The organism is Mesorhizobium sp. M1252 (assembly GCF_040318265.1).
Lineage (GTDB): Bacteria > Pseudomonadota > Alphaproteobacteria > Rhizobiales > Rhizobiaceae > Mesorhizobium.
This window is the reverse complement of the sequence record NZ_JAMYLX010000012.1, coordinates 91,204-111,021: the sequence shown is the minus strand read 5'-3', so window position 1 is coordinate 111,021 and position 19,818 is coordinate 91,204. Positions and strand designations below refer to the sequence as shown.

The following is a 19,818-nucleotide window of genomic DNA, read 5'->3' as shown; positions in this document are numbered from 1 at the left end:
GACACGTTCGTTCATCCACTCCGTCACAAGGATCGGTACCTCACCACAGCAAAACGGCGCCCCGCGGGCGCCGTTCCATAAAAAGGTTAGGCCAGATGCCAGATCAGGCGCTGACGTTGCCCTTCTTTTCCTTCTGCTCGGAATAGATGTAGAGCGGCCGGGCGCTGCCGGTCACCACTTCTTCCGAAATCACCACTTCGCGCACGCCTTCCAGGGCGGGCAGTTCGAACATGGTGTCGAGCAGGATCGCTTCCATGATCGAGCGGAGGCCACGGGCGCCGGTCTTGCGCTCGATGGCGCGCTTGGCGATCGCCGACAGCGCATTCTCATGAAAGGTCAGGTCGACACTTTCCATCTCGAACAGCCGCTGATACTGCTTGACCAGCGCGTTTTTCGGCTCGGTCAGGATCTGGATCAGAGCCGGCTCGTCGAGGTCTTCCAGCGTCGCCAGGACCGGCAGACGGCCGACAAACTCGGGGATGAGGCCGAACTTCAAGAGATCCTCGGGCTCGACCAGGCGGAACACGTCACCGGTGCGGCGATCCTCGGGCGAAGCGACGATGGCGCCGAAGCCGATGGAAGTCTTCCTGCCGCGATCCGAGATGATCTTGTCCAGCCCGGCGAAGGCGCCGCCGCAGATGAACAGGATGTTGGCGGTGTCGACCTGCAGGAACTCCTGCTGCGGATGCTTGCGGCCGCCCTGCGGCGGCACGGAGGCAACGGTGCCTTCCATGATCTTCAGAAGCGCCTGCTGCACGCCCTCGCCCGACACGTCGCGGGTGATCGATGGGTTGTCGGACTTGCGCGAGATCTTGTCGATTTCATCGATGTAGACGATGCCGCGCTGGGCGCGCTCGACATTGTAGTCGGCCGACTGCAGCAGCTTCAGGATGATGTTTTCGACGTCCTCGCCGACGTAACCGGCTTCGGTCAGCGTCGTCGCGTCGGCCATGGTGAAGGGCACGTCGATGATGCGGGCCAGCGTCTGGGCAAGCAGCGTCTTGCCGCAGCCGGTCGGGCCGATCAGCAGGATGTTGGACTTCGCCAATTCGACGTCGTTGTTCTTGCCGGCATGCGCGAGGCGCTTGTAGTGGTTGTGGACCGCCACCGACAGCACGCGCTTGGCGTAGGGCTGGCCGATGACATAGTCGTCAAGAACCTTCAGGATCTCCTGCGGGGTCGGCACGCCCTCGCGCGACTTCACCATCGAGGTCTTGTTCTCCTCGCGGATGATGTCCATGCATAGCTCGACGCACTCGTCGCAGATGAACACCGTTGGGCCGGCGATCAGCTTGCGCACCTCGTGCTGGCTTTTGCCGCAAAACGAGCAATAAAGCGTGTTCTTCGAATCACCGCTGTTGTTGCCGACTTTGCTCATTTTCCTGTCCTTTCATGGCCGCCCGCCGATGGTCTGGCTGAAAGGGCGCATATTCTATCTATCGCGGGAATTCGCCGCCGCCAGTGTCCCGGCTCCCGCAACGCATTCCGTACGAAACACAAATCAGAAAACGTCGCAATGATTCGCGCCAACCCTGCACAAAGCTAAGCCGTCGAAAATCAACATAGCCTTAACGTAGGCAATCCCATCCACCGAGGGAACAGCCAATTGTGGCCGAAATGCCGCAAATCCCAGCAAAAGCGCGTTATCCCGCCACCCAACTGCCATGCAGCGATTATGCCGCAGCGCCTTCGACCGGCTCGCGCGACGAAATGACCTTGTCGATGAGGCCGAAATCCTTGGCTTCGTCGGCTGTCATGAAATGGTCGCGGTCAAGCGTCTTTTCAATGTCTTCGTAGCTCTTGCCGGTGTGTTTGACGTAGACCTCGTTGAGGCGGCGCTTCAGCTTGATGATGTCCTGCGCGTGCCGCTCGATGTCGGAGGCCTGGCCCTGGAAACCGCCGGAAGGCTGGTGAACCATGATACGGGCGTTCGGCGTGGCAAAACGCATGTCCTTGTGGCCGGCGGTCAGAAGCAGCGAGCCCATCGACGCCGCCTGGCCGATGCACAGCGTCGACACCGCCGGCTTGATGAACTGCATGGTGTCGTAGATCGCCATGCCCGAGGTCACCACGCCGCCCGGCGAGTTGATGTAGAGATTGATCTCTTTCTTCGGGTTCTCGGCCTCGAGGAACAAAAGCTGTGCACAAACCAGCGTCGCCATACCGTCTTCGACCGGGCCGGTGATGAAAATGATGCGCTCTTTCAGCAGGCGCGAGAAAATGTCGTAGGCCCGCTCGCCGCGATTGGTCTGCTCGACCACCATCGGAACGAGGTTCATGTAGGTTTCGACGGGGTTCTTCATGGACTACCCTTTTTGGAGATGGGGATTCCGGCGCCGGAACATCGGGCAGAATCGGTTCTTGATGGTTAGAATGTAAATAGGATGCCGGCTCACCCTAGCGCAAGGCCGCCTCCTCCTAGCCATCTGGTTAAGTCGAATCAAGGTTTCCGCGCAAGGGAAAGTCCGAACGCGGCCAGCGGCGTTTTTGCGGTGTAGCAATTCCTTAACCGCGTCGCTTAACGAAATGCGGCGAAACCGCTTTCCCCCGGAGAACCTTCCCCTACAATTCAACATTGAACCTCACGTTTCGGGTTCAAACAGGGGGAGTGCCATGATCAGGAAAACTGCTTGCCTCGCCATCTCCGGCCTTGCCGGTCTCGGCATGGTGTCCGATGCGGTTGCCGGCGGCCGGGCCGCCGAATGCTATGAGCCGGTGCACAGGCCGGCGCTCTATGACACCGTCTATGAAGACGTCATGGTCAGTCCCGGCGGGCAGTTGGTCGACTATGATCCGCCGATCTATGGCACCATGGAGCGCGTCGAGCAGATCGCGCCGCCCCGAGTCACCTATGACATCGTACCGGCGAGAACCCGCACCGTTTACCGCACGGTCCAGGTCGACGATGGCGGCTATGCCTGGGAATGGCGCGTCATCCACGGCCGCAAGGTGCTGTGCAAGGTGTGGCGCAAGGCCCGCTACGCGCGTGTGGCCGAAACAGTGGTGGTTGAACCGGAGCGCACCCGCCGGGTTGTGCTGCCGGCCGAATATGAGAGCGTCGCCCATGAAGTGCTGGTGCGGCCCGAGCGGCGGCACGTCACCCAGATAGCGCCGTCATACCAGAGGATGGCGCGCCGGGTGGTGGTGCAGGAAGGCTCGACCAGCTGGCGCCGCGTGCATATTGCCAGGCATTGCGAGGATTAGACTTCGGTACTTCGCCGAGGTCCGCCTCGGTTGGCTCAATCCATAGGGCCGTCGGGTGCCAACATCCGGTCTGGCACCAAGCCGGCAAGCCGCGGTAATGGTCTGGCATGACCACATCCATGCCGCCCTACCTCGCCTTTGATCCAGCCACGCGCCGCCTGCGGCTCGATCCGCACGAACCGGCGTTTTTCCAGAACCCCTACGACGCCTATGCCGTCCTGCATGGCGCATCGAATGCCTTCTTCTGGGAGGAATTCGGCTTTTGGTGCTTTGGCGGCTTCGACGACGTCAACCGGCTGTTGCGCGACCGCCGCTTCGGTCGCCAGAACCCGGCCGGCATTCCCGACAGCCGCGGCATCGGCGAGGATCGCTCGCATTTGGCCGCTTTCGACGGCATCGAGAGCAATTCGATGCTGGAGCTGGAGCCGCCGGTGCACACCAGGCTCAGAACCCTGGTCAACCGCGCCTTCGTCTCGCGCCAGGTCGAGCGGCTGCGGCCGCGCGTGGAGGCGCTGGCCAATGAGCTGATCGACCGTTTCGAACCGCGCCAGGTCGATCTATTGCCCAGCTTCGCCGCACCTTTGCCGATCACCATCATTGCCGAAATGCTCGGTGTGCCGGTCGAAATGGGGCCGCAACTGCTCGACTGGTCGCACCGGATGGTGGCCATGTACATGCATGGCCGGACGCGCGAGACCGAGGAAGCGGCCAATCGCGCCGCGCACGATTTTTCCGACTTTTTGCGCGGCTATGTCACCGAGCGGCGGAAGAAGCCTGGCGACGACCTGCTATCGCTGCTGATCGCGGCACAAGAGGATGGCCAGAAGCTGTCGGAAGACGAGTTGGTCTCGTCTGCCATCCTGTTGCTCAATGCAGGCCACGAGGCGACCGTCCATCAAACCGGCAACGCCGTGCGCACGTTGCTGGCGCAAGGCGGCGACCCCGGCCGTTTCTTCACCTCGCCGGAAGCAACCGCTGCAACGGTCGAGGAGTGCCTGCGCTTCGACGCGCCGCTGCACATGTTCACCCGCTACGCCTATCAGGAGGTCGAGGTGACATCGGGGGTTGTCGTACAACCGGGCGAGACGGTCGGCCTGCTGCTCGGCATGGCCAATCATGATCCGCTTGCCTTTGCCGAACCTGGCGCCTTCCGGCCCGGCCGACCAGACCAGAAGAATGTCTCGTTCGGCGCCGGTATCCATTTCTGCATCGGTGCGCCGCTGGCGCGGCTGGAGTTGCAGGTGTCGCTGAAAACCCTGTTCGAGCGGCAGCCGCAACTCCATCTTGCGGAGCAGCCGCGCTTCCGCGACACCTATCATTTCCATGGGCTGGAAAAGCTCACTGTGAGCTTGTGAGGACGGCGGAGCCGACGCATGCCCGAGAAAATGAGATTCGCCTTTCTACAGGAACCACCCTTCTGCTTTATCGACGGATCGGGACGTCTGGGCGGCAGCGATGCCCAACTGGCCAAGAGGGTCTGCCTGACGCTCGGGCTGGAACTTTTGCCCATCGAGACCGAGTTTGCCGAGCTGCTGCCTGGGCTTGCCGAAGGGGTGGGACATGACCACCGGCCTGTTCATTTCCGAAGACCGCCGGAAGCTGGTCGACTTCACAAGGCCGATCTGGATGCTGGCGGATGGATTGCTGGTCGCGAAAGACAATCCCCGCGCCTTTGATGGCTATCGGTCCGTCGCCAATGATCGGACGGCGCTGATCGGCGTCATATCGGGCCAGATCCAGCACCGGACGGCCCTGCAAAACGCTATTCAGCCCGAACGGCTAAGGATATTTGCCACCCAGGCCGAAGCAGCTAACGCCGTCGCGGCCGGCGTGGTGCATGCCTATGCGAGTGTAGCGCTCGCGCATCGCGGCTATCTGAGCCGGCGACCCGACGCGCCTCTCGACGTCGTCGACGTCCCGGCAGTCGAAAAACAGCCAGCGCCCGGCGCTTTCGCTCTCGCCAAAGGCAGTGCCACCCTGCTCCAGCGCGTCGACTTATGCCTCAGTGATTTGCTTGGCAGTCCCTGGCACAGGGAGATGATGAGCGGATACGGCTTTTCCGACACTGACATCGATCGGCTTTTGTGAAGTCCAAGCGCGCCGCGAGATCAGAGCTTGACCACATACTCCTTGCGGGTCGTTTCAAGCACTTCCCAGCTGCCCCTGAAGCCTGGCCTGAGCACGAAGCTGTCGCCGGCCCGGACCGTGCGCGCCTCGCCGCCATCCTCGGCAACCACCGAGACGCCGGACAGGATGTGGCAGAACTCCCATTCGTCATATTCGATGCGCCATTTGCCCGGCGTCGCTTCCCAGATGCCGGCATAGAGGCGGCCATCGCGCTCCTCGACATTCCAGGTGCGGAACTTCGGATCGCCCGCAATCAGACGATCCGGCGCCGGGGCGCCATGTTCGGCGTCGACGCTGTCGGTCGATATTGCCAAGTAATGCGCGGACAGGGTTTGCCTCCAACAGATTAGTGAGTAGTGAGTAGTGCAGTGAGTAGTGACTAGTGAGTAGTGAGCGGAAAGCGCTCCCTCGAGCGGGTGGCTGATCACTAATCACTGCTAACTAGTGAATACCGACTACTACTCACTACTCACTACTCACTACTCACTACTCACTACTCACTAATCACTACTCACTACTCACTCAAAAAATCAAACCTTGGTCAAAGCCTGTTCCAGATCGGCGACGATGTCGTTGACATCCTCGATGCCGACGGAAAGCCGGACCGTGTCCGGTCCGGCACCCGCCTTGACCTTCTGCTCGTCGGAAAGCTGGCGATGCGTGGTCGAGGCCGGATGGATGACCAGCGACTTGGTATCGCCGACATTGGCGAGGTGCGAGAACAGTTCGAGCGCCTCGACGAACTTGATGCCTGCGTCGTAGCCGCCCTTCAGGCCGAAGGTGAAGACAGCACCGGCGCCTTGCGGCGAGTATTTCTTCTGCAGCGCGTTGTTCTTGTCGCTGGGCAGGCCGGGATAGTTGACCCAGGCGACCTTGGGGTGGTTGGACAGCCAGCCGGCTACGGTGATCGCATTGTCGCAATGGCGCTGCATCCTGAGTGGCAAGGTCTCCAGCCCGGTCAGGATCAGGAAGGCATTGAACGGCGAAATCGCCGGGCCGATGTCACGCAGGCCAAGCACGCGCGCGGCGATGGCGAAAGCGAAATTGCCGAAGGTTTCGTGCAGGACAAGGCCGCCATATTCGGGGCGCGGCTCCGACAGCATCGGATATTTGCCGGATTTCGACCAGTCGAACGTGCCGCCATCGACGATGGCGCCGCCGATCGAATTGCCGTGGCCGCCGATGAACTTGGTCAGCGAATGGACGACGATGTCGGCGCCATGCTCGATCGGCCGCACCAGATAGGGCGAGGCCAGCGTGTTGTCGACGATGAGCGGCAAGCCGAGCTTGCGGGCGATGTCGCCGATTTTCTCTATGTCGACGAAGGTGCCGCCGGGATTGGCCAGGCTCTCGATGAAGATCGCCTTGGTCTTGTCGTCTATCTGGCTTTCGAAGGTGGAGACGTCGTTGGTGTCGGCCCAACGCACCTCCCAGCCGAAATTCTTGAAGGCATGGCCGAACTGATTGATCGAACCACCGTAAAGCCTTGTGGCGGCGACGAAATTATCGCCAGGCCGCATGAGATTGTGGAACACGATCACCTGTGCGGCATGGCCGGAAGCAACGGCAAGTGCAGCCGTGCCGCCTTCGAGCGCCGCGATCCGCTCTTCCAGCACCGCCTGGGTCGGGTTCATGATGCGGGTGTAGATGTTGCCGAAGGCCTTCAGCCCGAACAGCGAGGCGGCATGGTCGGCATCGTCGAACACAAAGGAGGTCGTCTGGTAGATCGGCGTGGCGCGTGCGCCCGTCGCCGGGTCGGGCTTGGCGCCGGCATGGACGGCGAGCGTGTTGAAACCGGGCGTGCGGGTCATCGAAAACCTCCCTGAGCGGTAAACGTGTGAATGATGAAATGGTCAATGGTGAGCGATGAATGGTGGTCGCAAAGTCGGCCAGTCCCACCTTGATTGCAAGCCGCTCATATGCGGCTTTACCCGGCTTCCAGGAAAATCCTTCTATTCACCATTCACCATTCACTGCCTTACTTCTGGCGCACACCGAAACTCTGGAATCCCGACCGCATCAGCGGCTTCTTCGACGAAAGCACACCGGAGTTGACGCCGGTCCAGCCGATCTCGCCCGACAGCTTGCCATATTCGATCTTCGGGCAGCGGTTCATCACCACCTTGATACCGGCCGCCTCGGCACGCGCGGCCGCCTCGTCATCGCGCACGCCAAGCTGCATCCAGACGACTTTCGGCAAGGGGTCGAGCTTCAGCACCTCATCGACAATGCCGGGCACCGCTGCGGAGGCGCGAAAGATGTCGACCATGTCGACCGGTTCAGGCAGATCGGCAAGGCTGGCATAGGTCATGCGGCCGAGGATTTCCTTGCCGGCCTGCCCCGGATTGATCGGAAACACCGAAAAGCCCTTGGCCAGCAGGTATTTCAGCACGAAAAAGCTCGGCCTGACATCGTTGGCCGACGCGCCGACCATGGCGATGGTCTTCACAGAATTGAGGATGCCGCCGATGTAGGCATTGTCGTAGCTATCGTGATTCACTCGTCGGTCTCCCTCAGTGCTTCCTCCATAAAGGACTGCGGGTCCGTGCAGAAGTCGCGCATCATGCGAAAATGATCGGTATCGGTGAAATCTGTGGGGTCGAGGCCGAAGCGGCTGATGCGGAACAGCCGCGCGCCCGGACAGGCCATCAGCAGCGGCGAGTGCGTCGCCATGATCACTTGAGCCGTGCCGGACCGGTCCATGCGCCGCAGCATCTTCAGCAGCTCGATCTGCCGCGATGGCGACAGCGCGCTTTCGGGCTCGTCGAGGATGTAGATACCTTGCCGGCGGCAGCGCTCCTCGAAGAAGCGGATGAACCCTTCACCATGCGACCAGGACAGGAAATCCGGCGGCGCCCCGCCAGATTCCAGCGCCGCCTGATCGAGATAGCGGGCAACCGTGTAAAAAGATTCGGCGCGGAAGAACCAACCCGCTGTGACCTTCGGCAGCCAGTGGCCGCGCAACGTGTCGGCAAGCGCTGCACCACTCTCGTCGATGGCGCCGGAGTGGTCGACGGGCATGTAGCCCTTGCCGCCGCCGGCTTCGTCGTAACCGGCCACCGCGCCGATCGCTTCCAGCAGCGTCGATTTGCCGGTGCCGTTTTCGCCGACAATGATGGTGATCGGCGTGGTGAATTCGAGCTCGAATTCGCGGCCGCGGAACAGCGGCAGGTTCCAGGGATACTTGTCCCAATCTTCCACGCGCTCGGGGTCAATCAGGATGCGTTTGAGATAAGGCGCCTTAAGCCGGGTCAGTTGCTTGCGATAGCCCATGCGGACGCTCAGTCCGGCAGCGAGATGGTGCCGTCATCCGCGATCGGGAAGGCCGGATTGTGCGCCACTTCCCAGACATGGCCGTCGGAATCGGCGAAATAGCCATACCAGCCGCCCCAGAAGGCGCGGCCTGCCGGCTTGACGATCCTGCCGCCGGCCTTCTCGGCGGCCGCCAGCACGTCGTCGACTTCGGCATCGGAACGGGTGTTGTAGGCGAGGTAGACCGCCGACGGTGCTGCGGCGAAGGCAATGCCTGAATCCTCCTCGGCGCTTGGCCTCGGGAACAGGCCGAGAATGGCGCCGCCCATCTGGAAGAAGGCGACGCCATCGGTGATGCCGGCGTGGCGCTTCAAGCCCATGCCTTCGTAAAAGCGCACGGCGCGCTCGAGATCGTCGGTGGCGATGGTGATGATGGAGATGCGCGGTTCCATGGATCGAAAACCTATTCGTCCGTCCATTCCGGTTTGCGCTTGCCGATGAAGGCGCCGATGCCTTCCTCGGCGTCGCGGGCCAGCATGTTCTCGACCATGACGCGGCCGGTATAGGCATACGCGTCCGCCAACCCCATCTCGGCCTGCGCGTAAAAGGCTTCCTTGCCGGTCTTGACCACCAGAGATGATTTGGAGGCAATGGTTTGCGCGTATTTGGTGACGATCTGATTCAGGTATTCGCGCGGCACGACGCGGTTGACCAGGCCGAATTCCTTGGCGGTTGCGGCATCGATGGTCTCGCCGGTGAGCAGCATTTCCATGGCGTGCTTGTGAGACACGTTGCGTGACAGCGCCACCATCGGCGTCGAACAAAACAGGCCGATATTGACGCCCGGCGTGCAGAAGGTCGCTTCATGCGAGGCAATGGCGAGGTCGCAACTGCCAACCAGTTGCAGCCCCGCAGCGGTGGCTAGGCCATCGAGTTCGGCGATGATCGGGAGCGGATGGCGCACGATCTGCTGCATCAACGCCGCGCAAGCCGAAAATGTCTGCTCGAAAAACCCCTTGCCCTTGTCGGCGTCGGCGCGGCGCGCGGTCATTTCCTTGAGATCGTGACCGGCGCAGAAGACTTTCCCGGCGGCCGCCAAGACGATGACGCGGACCGATTTGTTGGCCTTGGCACGGTCGAGCTCGGCGCTCAATGCCGCCATGACGGAAAGCGACAAGGCATTGGCGGGCGGATTGGCGAGCGTCAGGCGCAGCACGCCCTTGTCCAGCCCGGCGATGACCGGCCCGTCTATGGCAACAGGTTTGATCGAAAGGATTTCGGCCATGACAAGGTCTCCGCGATTCCGCCGGGCGCCGCCAGACTATCTAATATCGGATCGAGTTTCATCAACACCCATCGCTTGCGCCAGAGGTGTTGCCAGAAGCGCATCATTGCGTTCATACAGGCCCGGCATAGAACGAGAGACCGACATGCCCGCCCAGGACAATCTCAAGCCGGTGCTGACGGCGGCTGAAGTCAATGCGCTGATGGCCAGCGTCTACCCGCAGCTCAACGACGAGTTCACGTCGTATGAGGCGCTCGATGTGTTTCCGGGCGGCTGCACGGTGCGGCTCAATGCCGACGAGCGGCATTTGCGGCCCGGCGGCACGGTGTCCGGGCCCTCGCTGTTCACGCTGGCCGACATTGGCGGCTATGTCTGCGTGCTCAGCCATGCCGGGCCGGATGCGCTTTCGGTTACCGTCAACCTCAACATCAATTTCGTCCGCAAGGCCGAGGCCGGCCCGATCGACGGCCATTGCCGCATCCTGAAGCTGGGCAAGAGCCTGATGGTGTTCGATATCGACATCGTCGGCGGACCGAGGGAACACACGGTAGCGCATGCGACCGGCACCTATTCGATCCCGCCGAAGCGCGCCGCCGATGTGGTAAAATAATACCTTTTGGTCAAACCTTTGTTTTTATTACACTTTGCGAGCAGACGTGCGTTTCCTGCGCCTTGACGTGCCCACTCCCCTCGCCTATAAGCCGTCACGAAGCAGCGGCCCGCAAAGGCCGCCGTTTTGTTATTGGCGGCGGGCAAGTGCCTTGTCGCCAATCCAAGCAACAAGAAACGCCTTCTTCGGAAGGTCAAAATCGAAAGCAGAAATCCATGGCAACCTTTTCGCAGAAGCCTGCGGATGTGGTGAAGAAGTGGGTGCTGATCGACGCCGAGGGTCTCGTCGTCGGCCGTCTCGCCACTGTCATCGCCAATCATCTTCGCGGCAAGCACAAGCCCACCTTCACCCCGCATGTCGACGACGGCGATAACGTCATCGTCATCAATGCGGACAAGGTGGTGTTCACCGGCAAGAAGTTCACCGACAAGGTCTATTACTGGCACACCGGTCACCCCGGCGGCATCAAGGAGCGCACCGCGCGCCAGCTGCTCGAGGGCCGTTTCCCCGAGCGTGTCGTCGAGAAGGCCGTCGAACGCATGATCCCGCGCGGGCCGCTCGGCCGTCGCCAGATGAAGAACCTCCGCGTCTATGCAGGCACGGAACATCCGCATGTCGCCCAGCAGCCCGTCACCCTCGACGTCGGCGCGCTGAACGCCAAGAACAAGAAGGTTGCATAAGATGGCTGAGCTTTCCTCGCTCGCAGAATTGGGCGCCGCCACCGGCAACACCAACACCCAGCCGGCAGCACCCGTCCATGTCCAGAAGCTCGACAAGTCGGGCCGCGCCTATGCCACCGGCAAGCGCAAGAACGCCATCGCGCGCGTCTGGGTGAAGCCGGGTTCGGGCAAGATCGTCGTCAACGACAAGGAATTCGCGACCTATTTCGCGCGTCCGGTCCTGCAGATGATCCTCAACCAGCCGATCATCGCTTCCAACCGCGCCGGCCAGTACGACATCGTCGCCACCGTCATCGGCGGCGGCCTCTCCGGCCAAGCCGGTGCCGTTCGTCACGGCATTTCCAAGGCGCTGACCTACTACGAGCCGGCACTGCGCGCCGTGCTCAAGAAGGGCGGCTTCCTGACCCGCGACAGCCGCGTCGTCGAGCGCAAGAAGTACGGCAAGGCGAAGGCCCGTCGTTCCTTCCAGTTCTCGAAGCGCTAAGCGCTGCGACGTTCCAGACATCGAAAGGCCGCCTCCGGGCGGCTTTTTTGTTTGGGTCACGGCAGTCACCCCGCCCGCGTCTTCGGCGCGACCTCCCCATCGAGGGGAGGTAGGGGTCACGGCGGTTTCGCCGCCCTGAATAATCCAAAGGTTCGGCTGACACCAAAACCAGACCATAAGAGCGCGACGCCCTACCTCCCCTCGATGGGGAGGTCGGCGCGAAGCGCCGGGTGGGGTGATGGCGCCCGCCTCGGTTCAAGTCTCAGAACTTGCCGGCCTTGATGTAATCGATAAACGCCCGTAGCGGCGCCGGAACCAGACGCCGGCCGGGATAGTACAGAAATGGCCCGGAAAACCTCTGCCACCACGGTTCGAGCACGGGCTCCAGGTCACCGCTTTCGAAGTGAGGGCGAAGCCAGCCCTCGAAGAGAGCGACGATGCCGCTGCCGGCAATCGCCGCATGGACGGCAAGATCGCTCGCCCCGCCGATGCGCACGATCAACGGCCCCGTCGTGTCGACCCGCACCACCTCGCCGTCGCGCTCGAATTCCCACGGCAGCATCGAACCACTGGCAAAACGGCCGCGCAGACAAGCATGGCCAAGCAGATCGCTCGGGTGCTGCGGCCGCCCATGGCGATCGAGATAGGCGGGGCTGGCGCCAGTGGCGAAGCGCTGGACGCGCGGTCCGATCGGCACCGCGATCATGTCCTGCTCCAGCCGCTCGTCATAGCGGATGCCGGCGTCGCAGCCGGCCGCCAGCACGTCGACGAAGTTCTCATCGGCGATGACCTCCAGCCGAATGCCGGGATAGGCGGCGAGGAAGCCCGGAACGATGTCGGGCAATATCAGCCGCGCGGCGCTGACCGGGACGTTGAGGCGCAGCGAACCGGCCGGCCTGTCGCGAAAGCCATTAACCACGTCGAGGGCCGCCTCCACCTCCGACAGCGCCGGGCCAAGCCTTCCCAAGAGGCTGAGGCCTGCGTCGGTTGGAACAACGCTGCGTGTCGTGCGGTTGAACAGCCTGACGCCGAGCTGCGTCTCCAGGCGGCGCACCGCTTCGCTCAGGCCCGACGCGCTGCCGCCGCCGGCGCGAGCCCCTTCGCGAAAACCGCCGGCACGCGCCACCGTCACGAAAGCATTCAGATCGCCAAGATCCATCATTGTTCGCCATTCCGCACAAGCTGTACGGATTGTACCTTATTATCCCAAGGTTGAGCAGCGTCTATCTTCGCCTCCTCAAAGGAGACCGACCATGTCCACCATCCAAAAATCCGGCACATTCACCCTCGGCAGCCACACCGTGAAACGGCTCGGCTACGGCGCCATGCAACTTGCCGGCCCGCACGTTTTCGGTCCGCCGAAAGATCGGGACGCGGCCATTGCTGTGCTGCGCGAAGCAGTGGCGTCCGGGGTCAACCACATCGACACCAGCGACTATTATGGCCCGCATGTCACCAACCAGCTGATCCGCGAAGCGCTGGCGCCCTATCAGCAAGACCTCGTCATCGTCACCAAGATCGGGGCGCGGCGCGGCAGCGACGGCTCCTGGCTGCCTGCCTATTCCGCCAAGGAACTAGAGCAGGCCGTGCACGACAATCTCAGGAATCTCGGCCTTGAGGTGCTGGATGTCGTCAATCTGCGCATCATGTTCGGGGTGATGGGTCCCGCCGAGGGCTCGATCGAGACGCAGTTGACGGCGCTTGCCGAACTGCAGCGGAAGGGCCTGGTGCGCCATATCGGCCTGAGCAACGTCACCCCTGCGCAGGTCGAGGAAGGCCGTGGGATCGCCGAGATCGTCTGCGTGCAGAACCAGTACAATCTGGCGCATCGCGACGACGACGGGTTGATCGATGAACTGGCGCGCGCCGGTATCGCCTACACGCCGTTCTTCCCGCTCGGCGGTTTCAGCCCGCTGCAGTCGTCGACCTTGTCGGATGTGGCCGCGCGGCTCGGCGCCACACCCTTGCAGGTTGCGCTCGCCTGGCTGCTGCGCCGCTCGCCGAACATCCTGCTGATCCCGGGGACGTCGTCGATCGGGCATTTGAGAGAGAACCTGGCGGCGGCGGAGCTGGAGCTGTCGGCTGATGTGCTGAGGGAATTGGATGGGGTGGCGAAAGCGGCGTGAAGATTTTGCGGGCGGCGCTGTCACCCCACCCGCGCCTTCGGCGCGACCTCCCCATCGAGGGGAGGTAGGAGGTCGCGGCAGCCTTGCATGCCTCGCAATCGCTACGACTGTCGGAATCTAAAGCGCCAACGCCCTACCTCCCCTCGATGGGGAGGTCGGCGCGCAGCGCCGGGTGGGGTGATGGCGCCGACGTACGATTTCTAATTGATACTCGCCGTATTCGCGGCTCGGCCGGCTTCGCCTCATCCACATAGGGCACCCGAAACCCATTGGCCCCCAGCCAGCCAATCGCAGCCTTCGGTTCGTCGGTCTGGATGATGGTGGCGCCGCGTTCGGCCCAGAAACCGTGATCTCGGCCGAAAATGCCGGCCTGCACCGCCAGTTCATCGCCGCAGCCGCCGGAGAGGAAGCCGCCGGGCCTTGCGCCTTGGCTATACAAGTCCTTCGCCAAGCTGTGACTGGCATCTTGCGTGCCGGTTCTGTAGTTGTGGCAGCCCGATGAACAAAGAAGGACCCGTAATGGCGAACCAGACCATCGACAACGCGTTCACCGCCCGCTCCAAGACGGGGCCTTCCTTCGAGCCGACCTATGCCGGCGCGCTGTCGTTCATGCGGCGCAAATACACCAAGGATGCAAAGGGCGCGGACGCCGTCGTGTGGGGCATTCCGTTCGATGCCGCCGTCACCAACCGGCCGGGCGCGCGCTTTGGGCCGCAGGCGATCCGCCGCGCCTCGGCGATCCTCGACAACGACCCGCAATATCCGTTCTCGCGCGACCTGTTCGAGCATCTCGCCGTCATCGACTATGGCGATTGCCTGCTCGATTCGGGCAATCACCAGAAGACACCAGGCACGATCGAGCGCGAGGCGGCGAAGATCCTGAAATCGGGTGCCTTCCTGTTGTCGCTCGGCGGCGATCATTTCGTCACCTGGCCGCTGCTCAAGGCACATGCCGCCATCCACGGGCCGCTGGCGCTGGTGCAGTTCGATGCGCACCAGGACACCTGGCCTGACGATGGCAAGCGCATCGACCATGGTTCGTTCGTCGGCCGCGCCGTCAATGAAGGCATCATCGACCCCGACCGCTCGATCCAGATCGGCATCCGCACGCATGCCCCCGATACGTTCGGCATCAAGATCCTTTACGGTCACGAGATCGAGGAGATGCGGGCTTCCGACATCGCCTATGCGATCGTCGACCGCACCGGCGGCAGGAAGACCTATCTCACCTTCGACATCGACTGCCTCGACCCGGCCTTTGCGCCCGGCACCGGCACGCCGGTTGCCGGCGGACCGTCCTCGGCGAAAATCCTGTCGACGCTGCGCCAGCTCGGCCAGGTCGATATTGTCGGCGCCGACGTCGTCGAGGTTGCGCCGGCCTATGATCACGCCGATATAACGGCGATCGCCGGCTCGATGGTGGCCATGCACTATCTCGGCCTGGTGGCCGAGCGAAAAGCGCGGGCGGAAGAGCTGAACAGCGGCAACCATGGCGCGGCAAACCATGGCCAGGGCATATAGGCCTGAATTAGCAGGGAATTGACGGGCACATGAAACCGAAAATCTTCATCGATGGCGAACACGGCACCACCGGCCTGCAGATCCGGGCGCTGCTGGCCGAGCGCGGCGACCTCGAGATCATCTCGATCCCGGCCGAGCGCCGCAAGGAAACGGCGGCGCGCGCCGAGTTCCTCAATGCCGCCGATGTCGCCATCCTGTGCCTGCCGGATGCGGCTGCCAAGGAAAGCGTGTCGCTGATTGCCAACGACACCACCAAGGTGATCGACGCCTCCACGGCGCATCGCGTCGCCGAGGGCTGGGAATACGGTTTTGCCGAGCTGGACAAGGATCAGGCCAGGATCATCGCCAATGCGAAACGCGTCGCCAATCCCGGCTGCTGGCCGCAAGGGCCGATCGCGACGCTGCGGCCGCTGGTCGCTGCCGGTCTGCTGCCGGCGGATTTCCCGATCACGGTCAATGGCATTTCGGGCTATTCGGGCGGCGGCCGGCCGATGATCGAGGACTATGTCGCCAAGGGCGAGGATGCCTCTGAATTCCAGGTCTATGGGCTGACCCTGCAGCACAAGCATGTGCCGGAGCTGCGCACCTATGCGAAGCTGTCGCACGATCCGATCATGCAGCCGGCGGTCGGCAATTTCGCCCAAGGCATGATCACAGTGGTGCCGCTGCAGCTCGGCGGGCTCGACCATGTGCCGGCCGGCGCCGAACTGCACGCGGCAATCGCCGACCATTTTGCCGCCATCAAGGGCGGCGTGGTCGAGGTAGCTCCTTACGAGCACGTGGAGCGCCTGCCCGAGATCAATCCCGAGGTCTATAACGGCACCAACCGCATGAAGGTCTATGTCTTTGCCAATGACGACAGGGCGCAGGCGCTGCTGATTGCGGTCTATGACAATCTCGGAAAGGGCGCCTCGGGTGCTGCCGTTCAGAACATGGATCTGATGCTCGGCCTTTAATTCAGTTGGAGAGAGCATGTTGCCCGAAAACCGCTTAACACTTTTCGGCATCACGCTCTGAATGGACGCGCCTGCATTTCCAAAGCGCTGGAAGATCAGCGCGCCCGAGCTCATTGCGGAGACGTTTTCGAGCCGCATCTGGAAGGTGCGGCGTGAGGACGGCTCGCCGGCCATCGTCAAGGCGCTCAAACCATTCGACGATGTCGAGGACGAGTTGCGCGGCGAGCACTATCTCGCATGGCGGCGCGGCGAAGGCGCGGTGCGGCTGCTTGGCCGGGACGGCCACCGCATGCTGCTCGAATATGCCGGCGACACCCTGCTTTCCGACGTTCTGGCCAAAGAAGGCGACAACGCCGCGACCGCAATCGCGGCCGAGTTGATGGGGAGACTGTTCTCGCCCTCAAGACACCCTGCCCCGCCGGACCTGCAGCCGCTGCGGACACGGTTTGCCAGCCTGTTCAAAAAGGCCGGAGCCGATCGCGACGCCGGAGAGCACAGCCTCTATATCGAGGCCGCCGAAATCGCGGACCGGCTGCTCGATGCCCCGCATGCGGTCAAGCCGCTGCATGGCGACCTGCATCACGACAACATTTTGCACGGTGCGCGCGGCTGGCTGGCGATCGACCCGAAGGGCGTGCTCGGCGATCCCGGCTTCGACGCCGCCAATCTGTTCTACAACCCACTGGGGCGCGACGACCTCTGCCTCGATCCCGAGCGCATCGCGCATATGGCTGAGATCTTCGCCAGGACACTCGGCCAGACGCCGGCTGCCATTCTCGACCATGCCATCGCCTATGGCTGCCTGTCGGCCGCATGGCATCATGAGGACGAGAATGCGGTCGACGAGAACCGCGAGCTGTCGGTTGCGGGAGTGATCCGAAAGGTGCGGCTCAGCTTCTGACCGGCGCAGCCTCGCGCTTTAGACGTAGCGAGGCAGTTCGTTCGCGAAATAGATTATTGCGACGGCCAAGACACCGTAGACGATGTACCTGCGTTCATGGGCGGCCGCGTTGGCAGTGGATAGGCGCCCTTGTTGCCGCGCCAGTGGGCGGCGGCAAATCCCAGCAGGACCAGCGCGAAGGCCTGATGGGTCAGCGCCATGTGCAGCGGCACCTGCATCAGCAGCGTGCCGATGCCGATCGAGGCCTGCACCAGCACCAGCAGAAACAGCAGCGTTGCGCGGCGTGCGTGTGTCGTGCCCGGCAGCCGCCGGCGCGTCGCTATCATATGCCAGAGCGCGATGGCAAAGACCGTATAGGCGCCGAGCCGGTGGACGAACTGCACCGTCTTCGGGTTCTCGAAGAAATTGCGCCAGGCCGGTTCGAGCAGCAGCAGCTCGCCGGGGATGATCTTGCCGTCCATCAGCGGCCAGGTGTTGTAGCTCAGGCCGGCGTCGAGCCCTGCGACCAGCCCGCCGAGATAGATCTGGACCAGCGCCAGCAGCACGATGAAACCGGCCAGTCTTTGCGTCGACCGGCCGGCGGCAGGCTCCGAATGCGGCGCCAGCCCGCGCGCGACCACCATGGTGGCAGTGAAGATCAGGGCGGCAAGCGTCAAATGCGTCGCCAGCCGGTACTGGCTGACGGAGACGCGGTCGACCAGGCCGGAGGCCACCATCCACCAGCCGATGGCGCCTTGCAGGCCACCAAGCAGCAGAATACCGACCAGCTTTGGCCCAAGGCCGCGCTCGATGCGGCGCGTCGCCCACAAGACCAGCAACGGCAGGCCGAAGACCAGGCCGACACTGCGCGCCAGGATGCGGTGCGCCCATTCCCACCAGAAGATCGATTTGAAGGCGTCCAGGCTCATGCCCTTGTTGAGCTCGGCATATTGCGGAATCTTTTGATAAAGCTGGAATTCCTCCTGCCACTCCGCGTCATTGAGCGGCGGTATCACACCGTGGATCGGCTTCCACTCGGTGATCGACAGGCCGGAATTGGTGAGCCTGGTGGCGCCGCCGACCAGCACCAGCGCAAACAGCACCAGAAGCACGACATACAGCCAGCCGCGCACCAGCGCCCGATTTTTCAAGTCGCGATCGCGGTCAATGTAAGGCGCGGCGGCTGATATGGCGGCCATGGTTGGTCCCGGCAGGTTGACGTGGCGGATTGGTGAACCATCGCAACCCGGCTGACAAGACCGGACGGCGCGGCACGCCGTCGCGCCGCATCTCCCGGGTTGCACAGGCGCGCGGTTGGGCCTAAGCGGAGGCGATCAACGAGAACGCTCATGCCCATCCGCCTGAAAAAGCTGATCGGAACTTTCCTGCTGGTGGCGCTGGTCATCATCTATGCGCTGGTCGCGTCGATCATAGCGGTCGCGCAGCTGTCGCAATCCAGCCCGCTGGTGCACTTCCTGTTCTTCCTGTTCAGCGGCCTGTGCTGGGTGCTGCCTGCGATGGGCATCATCAAATGGCTGATCCTGGAGCCGCCGCCGAAAGGCTGAAGAGCCCGCCCCAGGTTAGATGGTGACGACCATTTTGCCGGCATTGGCCAGCGGCGTCGTTACGCCCGACAACATGGTGCGGATATGGGCGACGCTCTGGTAGCGGCCGTTGATCGAAATGCGCGGCAGCGCGTGCAGGAAGCCGGCGTGCTCGGCGTGCAGCACGCCGTGGCGAGTGGTCACCGCCGAGGCGTAGCCGGCGTCGCGGGCAAAGCCCACTTCGCGGCAGCCGACAGCGCTGGCGTAACCATAGGGGTAAGCGAGATGACGGGGGTCTTCGCCGAGCTGCGCCTGCAGCTGGCGCCTGACGTCGAAGATTTCATGGCGCGCATCGGCTTCGTCGAGCCGCTTCAGATTGCGGTGGTTGACCGTATGCGCGCCGATCGTCACCAGCCTGTGCCCGGCCACGGCGCGGATATCGTCCCAAGTCATCAGCGTGCTTGGGCGCAAGCCATCGAGGTCGATGCCGTTCGAGTGCGCCAGATCGCGCAGCACGGCGCGCTGATCCTCCTCGCGCACCTCGAGCGTCAGATAGGCATGCAGACGCGCATTGGCGTGGAGTTTCTTGCTGTGGGTCGAGCAGTCTATGGTCACCGGCCCCTTCGGCGTCGCCAGCGTCAGCCTGTCGCGCGCGTTGACGATGTCCTCGACGACGTCCCACCAGAGGTCGGCGCTGCCGTCGATCAGACCCGGCGCGACATAGATGGTGATCGGCGCGTCGTGCTTTTCCAGCACTGGCAGCGCTTCGGTCATGTTGTCGCGATAGGCGTCGTCGGCGGTAATGGTGGCGAACTGGCCGTCCTTGCCGCCGGCCTTGATGCGCTCGATCGCCTCGTCGAGGGTGACGAAGGCATAGCCCCTCGCCTTCATGTCGGCGACGAGAGCGTCGAGGAATCGCGGGGCGATGTTGAGGTGGCGGTTGACGCCGTCCGGCTTCTCCGGCGTGGCGGTGACCCGATGCAACATGAGGATTGCGCCAATGCCGCCGACGAACGGCTTGGCCAGCGGTGCAAGGCCGGTAAAGCGGGCGATATTAAGCGCCAGTTTCCGAACTGCCTCACCACCGTCGATCATTCATTCACCTTTTGCGCCTAGGCTCGATCCAAGCACGGAACGCGCCGACGCGAA

Annotated in this window: 23 protein-coding genes and 1 pseudogene; 12 read left to right on the top strand and 12 right to left on the bottom strand. The window is 62.9% G+C overall.

The window, feature by feature from the left end:
* Positions 1-103 precede the first annotated feature (103 nt).
* Together clpX and clpP are read right to left on the bottom strand one after the other, a co-directional pair.
* The gene (clpX, locus tag NKH22_RS23050) at positions 104-1,378 is read right to left on the bottom strand and encodes an ATP-dependent Clp protease ATP-binding subunit ClpX (RefSeq protein ID WP_023682305.1); all 1,275 of its coding nucleotides are present in this window, start codon (positions 1,376-1,378) and stop codon (positions 104-106) included.
* A 295-nt stretch (positions 1,379-1,673) separates the two neighbouring features.
* A complete protein-coding gene (gene clpP / locus NKH22_RS23045) occupies positions 1,674-2,303 on the bottom strand; it encodes an ATP-dependent Clp endopeptidase proteolytic subunit ClpP (protein WP_023682306.1) in 630 nt (209 codons plus the stop codon).
* Positions 2,304-2,613: 310 nt separating this feature from the next.
* Here clpP and NKH22_RS23040 point away from each other — a divergent pair, with 310 nt between their 5' ends.
* The 4 genes from NKH22_RS23040 (at position 2,614) to NKH22_RS23025 (ending at position 5,292) form a co-directional block, all read left to right on the top strand.
* Positions 2,614-3,204 (top strand): hypothetical protein, encoded by a 591-nt coding sequence (locus NKH22_RS23040; RefSeq protein ID WP_023689466.1) that lies wholly within the window; start codon positions 2,614-2,616, stop codon positions 3,202-3,204.
* A 107-nt stretch (positions 3,205-3,311) separates the two neighbouring features.
* Entirely contained in the window at positions 3,312-4,559 is a 1,248-nt protein-coding gene (locus NKH22_RS23035; RefSeq protein WP_352911094.1) for a cytochrome P450, read from the top strand.
* Between the two features lie 18 nt (positions 4,560-4,577).
* Positions 4,578-4,880 carry a transporter substrate-binding domain-containing protein gene (locus tag NKH22_RS23030; RefSeq protein WP_348625504.1) on the top strand — a complete coding sequence of 101 codons (303 nt, stop codon included), beginning with the start codon at positions 4,578-4,580 and terminating at the stop codon, positions 4,878-4,880.
* On the top strand, positions 4,765-5,292 hold the full coding sequence (locus NKH22_RS23025) for a type 2 periplasmic-binding domain-containing protein (protein WP_280790547.1): 528 nt from the start codon (positions 4,765-4,767) through the stop codon (positions 5,290-5,292). Before NKH22_RS23030 ends, NKH22_RS23025 begins: the two co-directional genes overlap by 116 nt.
* Before the next feature lie 20 nt (positions 5,293-5,312).
* Here NKH22_RS23025 and NKH22_RS23020 read toward each other — a convergent pair whose 3' ends face one another.
* The 6 genes from NKH22_RS23020 to NKH22_RS22995 form a co-directional block, all read right to left on the bottom strand.
* Positions 5,313-5,645: a cupin domain-containing protein gene (locus NKH22_RS23020; protein WP_373420123.1), complete on the bottom strand. Its 333-nt coding sequence runs from the start codon at positions 5,643-5,645 to the stop codon at positions 5,313-5,315.
* A 216-nt stretch (positions 5,646-5,861) separates the two neighbouring features.
* A complete protein-coding gene (locus tag NKH22_RS23015) occupies positions 5,862-7,142 on the bottom strand; it encodes an O-acetylhomoserine aminocarboxypropyltransferase (protein WP_352911091.1) in 1,281 nt (426 codons plus the stop codon).
* A 167-nt stretch (positions 7,143-7,309) separates the two neighbouring features.
* Positions 7,310-7,831, bottom strand: a complete 522-nt coding sequence (locus NKH22_RS23010; RefSeq protein WP_023669414.1) for a CoA-binding protein — start codon at positions 7,829-7,831, stop codon at positions 7,310-7,312.
* Positions 7,828-8,604 carry an AAA family ATPase gene (locus tag NKH22_RS23005; protein WP_023711526.1) on the bottom strand — a complete coding sequence of 259 codons (777 nt, stop codon included), beginning with the start codon at positions 8,602-8,604 and terminating at the stop codon, positions 7,828-7,830. The genes NKH22_RS23010 and NKH22_RS23005 overlap by 4 nt, the downstream gene beginning before the upstream one ends.
* An 8-nt stretch (positions 8,605-8,612) precedes the next feature.
* On the bottom strand, positions 8,613-9,035 hold the full coding sequence (locus tag NKH22_RS23000; RefSeq protein ID WP_023821101.1) for a VOC family protein: 423 nt from the start codon (positions 9,033-9,035) through the stop codon (positions 8,613-8,615).
* 11 nt (positions 9,036-9,046) lie between these two features.
* Complete coding sequence (locus tag NKH22_RS22995; RefSeq protein WP_023821102.1) at positions 9,047-9,868, bottom strand: enoyl-CoA hydratase; 822 nt, start codon at positions 9,866-9,868, stop codon at positions 9,047-9,049.
* A gap of 145 nt (positions 9,869-10,013) precedes the next feature.
* On the opposite strand from NKH22_RS22995, the gene NKH22_RS22990 reads away from it, so the two are divergent.
* From NKH22_RS22990 to rpsI, 3 genes are all read left to right on the top strand, one after another.
* The gene (locus NKH22_RS22990; protein ID WP_023669410.1) at positions 10,014-10,478 is read left to right on the top strand and encodes a PaaI family thioesterase; all 465 of its coding nucleotides are present in this window, start codon (positions 10,014-10,016) and stop codon (positions 10,476-10,478) included.
* 215 nt (positions 10,479-10,693) lie between these two features.
* A complete protein-coding gene (gene rplM, locus NKH22_RS22985) occupies positions 10,694-11,158 on the top strand; it encodes a 50S ribosomal protein L13 (protein WP_023669409.1) in 465 nt (154 codons plus the stop codon).
* Position 11,159: 1 nt separating this feature from the next.
* Positions 11,160-11,642, top strand: coding sequence for a 30S ribosomal protein S9 (gene rpsI / locus NKH22_RS22980; protein ID WP_023669408.1), 483 nt, complete (start codon positions 11,160-11,162; stop codon positions 11,640-11,642).
* 262 nt (positions 11,643-11,904) lie between these two features.
* Here the strand turns inward: rpsI and NKH22_RS22975 are convergent, their stop codons facing one another.
* Positions 11,905-12,804, bottom strand: coding sequence for a LysR family transcriptional regulator (locus NKH22_RS22975; protein WP_023682316.1), 900 nt, complete (start codon positions 12,802-12,804; stop codon positions 11,905-11,907).
* A 91-nt stretch (positions 12,805-12,895) separates the two neighbouring features.
* Between NKH22_RS22975 and NKH22_RS22970 the strand changes: the two genes are divergently transcribed.
* Positions 12,896-13,768 carry an aldo/keto reductase family oxidoreductase gene (locus NKH22_RS22970; protein WP_023821103.1) on the top strand — a complete coding sequence of 291 codons (873 nt, stop codon included), beginning with the start codon at positions 12,896-12,898 and terminating at the stop codon, positions 13,766-13,768.
* 200 nt (positions 13,769-13,968) lie between these two features.
* Here the strand turns inward: NKH22_RS22970 and NKH22_RS22965 are convergent.
* Positions 13,969-14,189: pseudogene (locus tag NKH22_RS22965) on the bottom strand (glycerophosphodiester phosphodiesterase family protein); the annotation flags it as partial.
* A gap of 98 nt (positions 14,190-14,287) precedes the next feature.
* On the opposite strand from NKH22_RS22965, the gene speB reads away from it, so the two are divergent.
* The 3 genes from speB to NKH22_RS22950 all read left to right on the top strand — a co-directional run bounded on the left by speB (position 14,288) and on the right by NKH22_RS22950 (position 17,146).
* Positions 14,288-15,289, top strand: a complete 1,002-nt coding sequence (gene speB, locus NKH22_RS22960; protein WP_023669405.1) for an agmatinase — start codon at positions 14,288-14,290, stop codon at positions 15,287-15,289.
* Positions 15,290-15,318: 29 nt separating this feature from the next.
* Positions 15,319-16,245: an N-acetyl-gamma-glutamyl-phosphate reductase gene (gene argC, locus NKH22_RS22955; protein WP_023682318.1), complete on the top strand. Its 927-nt coding sequence runs from the start codon at positions 15,319-15,321 to the stop codon at positions 16,243-16,245.
* A 61-nt stretch (positions 16,246-16,306) separates the two neighbouring features.
* On the top strand, positions 16,307-17,146 hold the full coding sequence (locus NKH22_RS22950; RefSeq protein WP_023669403.1) for an aminoglycoside phosphotransferase family protein: 840 nt from the start codon (positions 16,307-16,309) through the stop codon (positions 17,144-17,146).
* A 53-nt stretch (positions 17,147-17,199) separates the two neighbouring features.
* Here the strand turns inward: NKH22_RS22950 and NKH22_RS22945 are convergent, their stop codons facing one another.
* On the bottom strand, positions 17,200-18,324 hold the full coding sequence (locus NKH22_RS22945; protein WP_023669402.1) for a COX15/CtaA family protein: 1,125 nt from the start codon (positions 18,322-18,324) through the stop codon (positions 17,200-17,202).
* A gap of 150 nt (positions 18,325-18,474) precedes the next feature.
* On the opposite strand from NKH22_RS22945, the gene NKH22_RS22940 reads away from it, so the two are divergent.
* Positions 18,475-18,690, top strand: coding sequence for a DUF2842 domain-containing protein (locus tag NKH22_RS22940; RefSeq protein ID WP_023821105.1), 216 nt, complete (start codon positions 18,475-18,477; stop codon positions 18,688-18,690).
* Positions 18,691-18,705: 15 nt separating this feature from the next.
* On the opposite strand, the gene NKH22_RS22935 is transcribed toward NKH22_RS22940, so the two are convergent.
* Complete coding sequence (locus NKH22_RS22935) at positions 18,706-19,764, bottom strand: polysaccharide deacetylase family protein (protein ID WP_023821106.1); 1,059 nt, start codon at positions 19,762-19,764, stop codon at positions 18,706-18,708.
* Between the last annotated feature and the right edge of the window lie 54 nt (positions 19,765-19,818).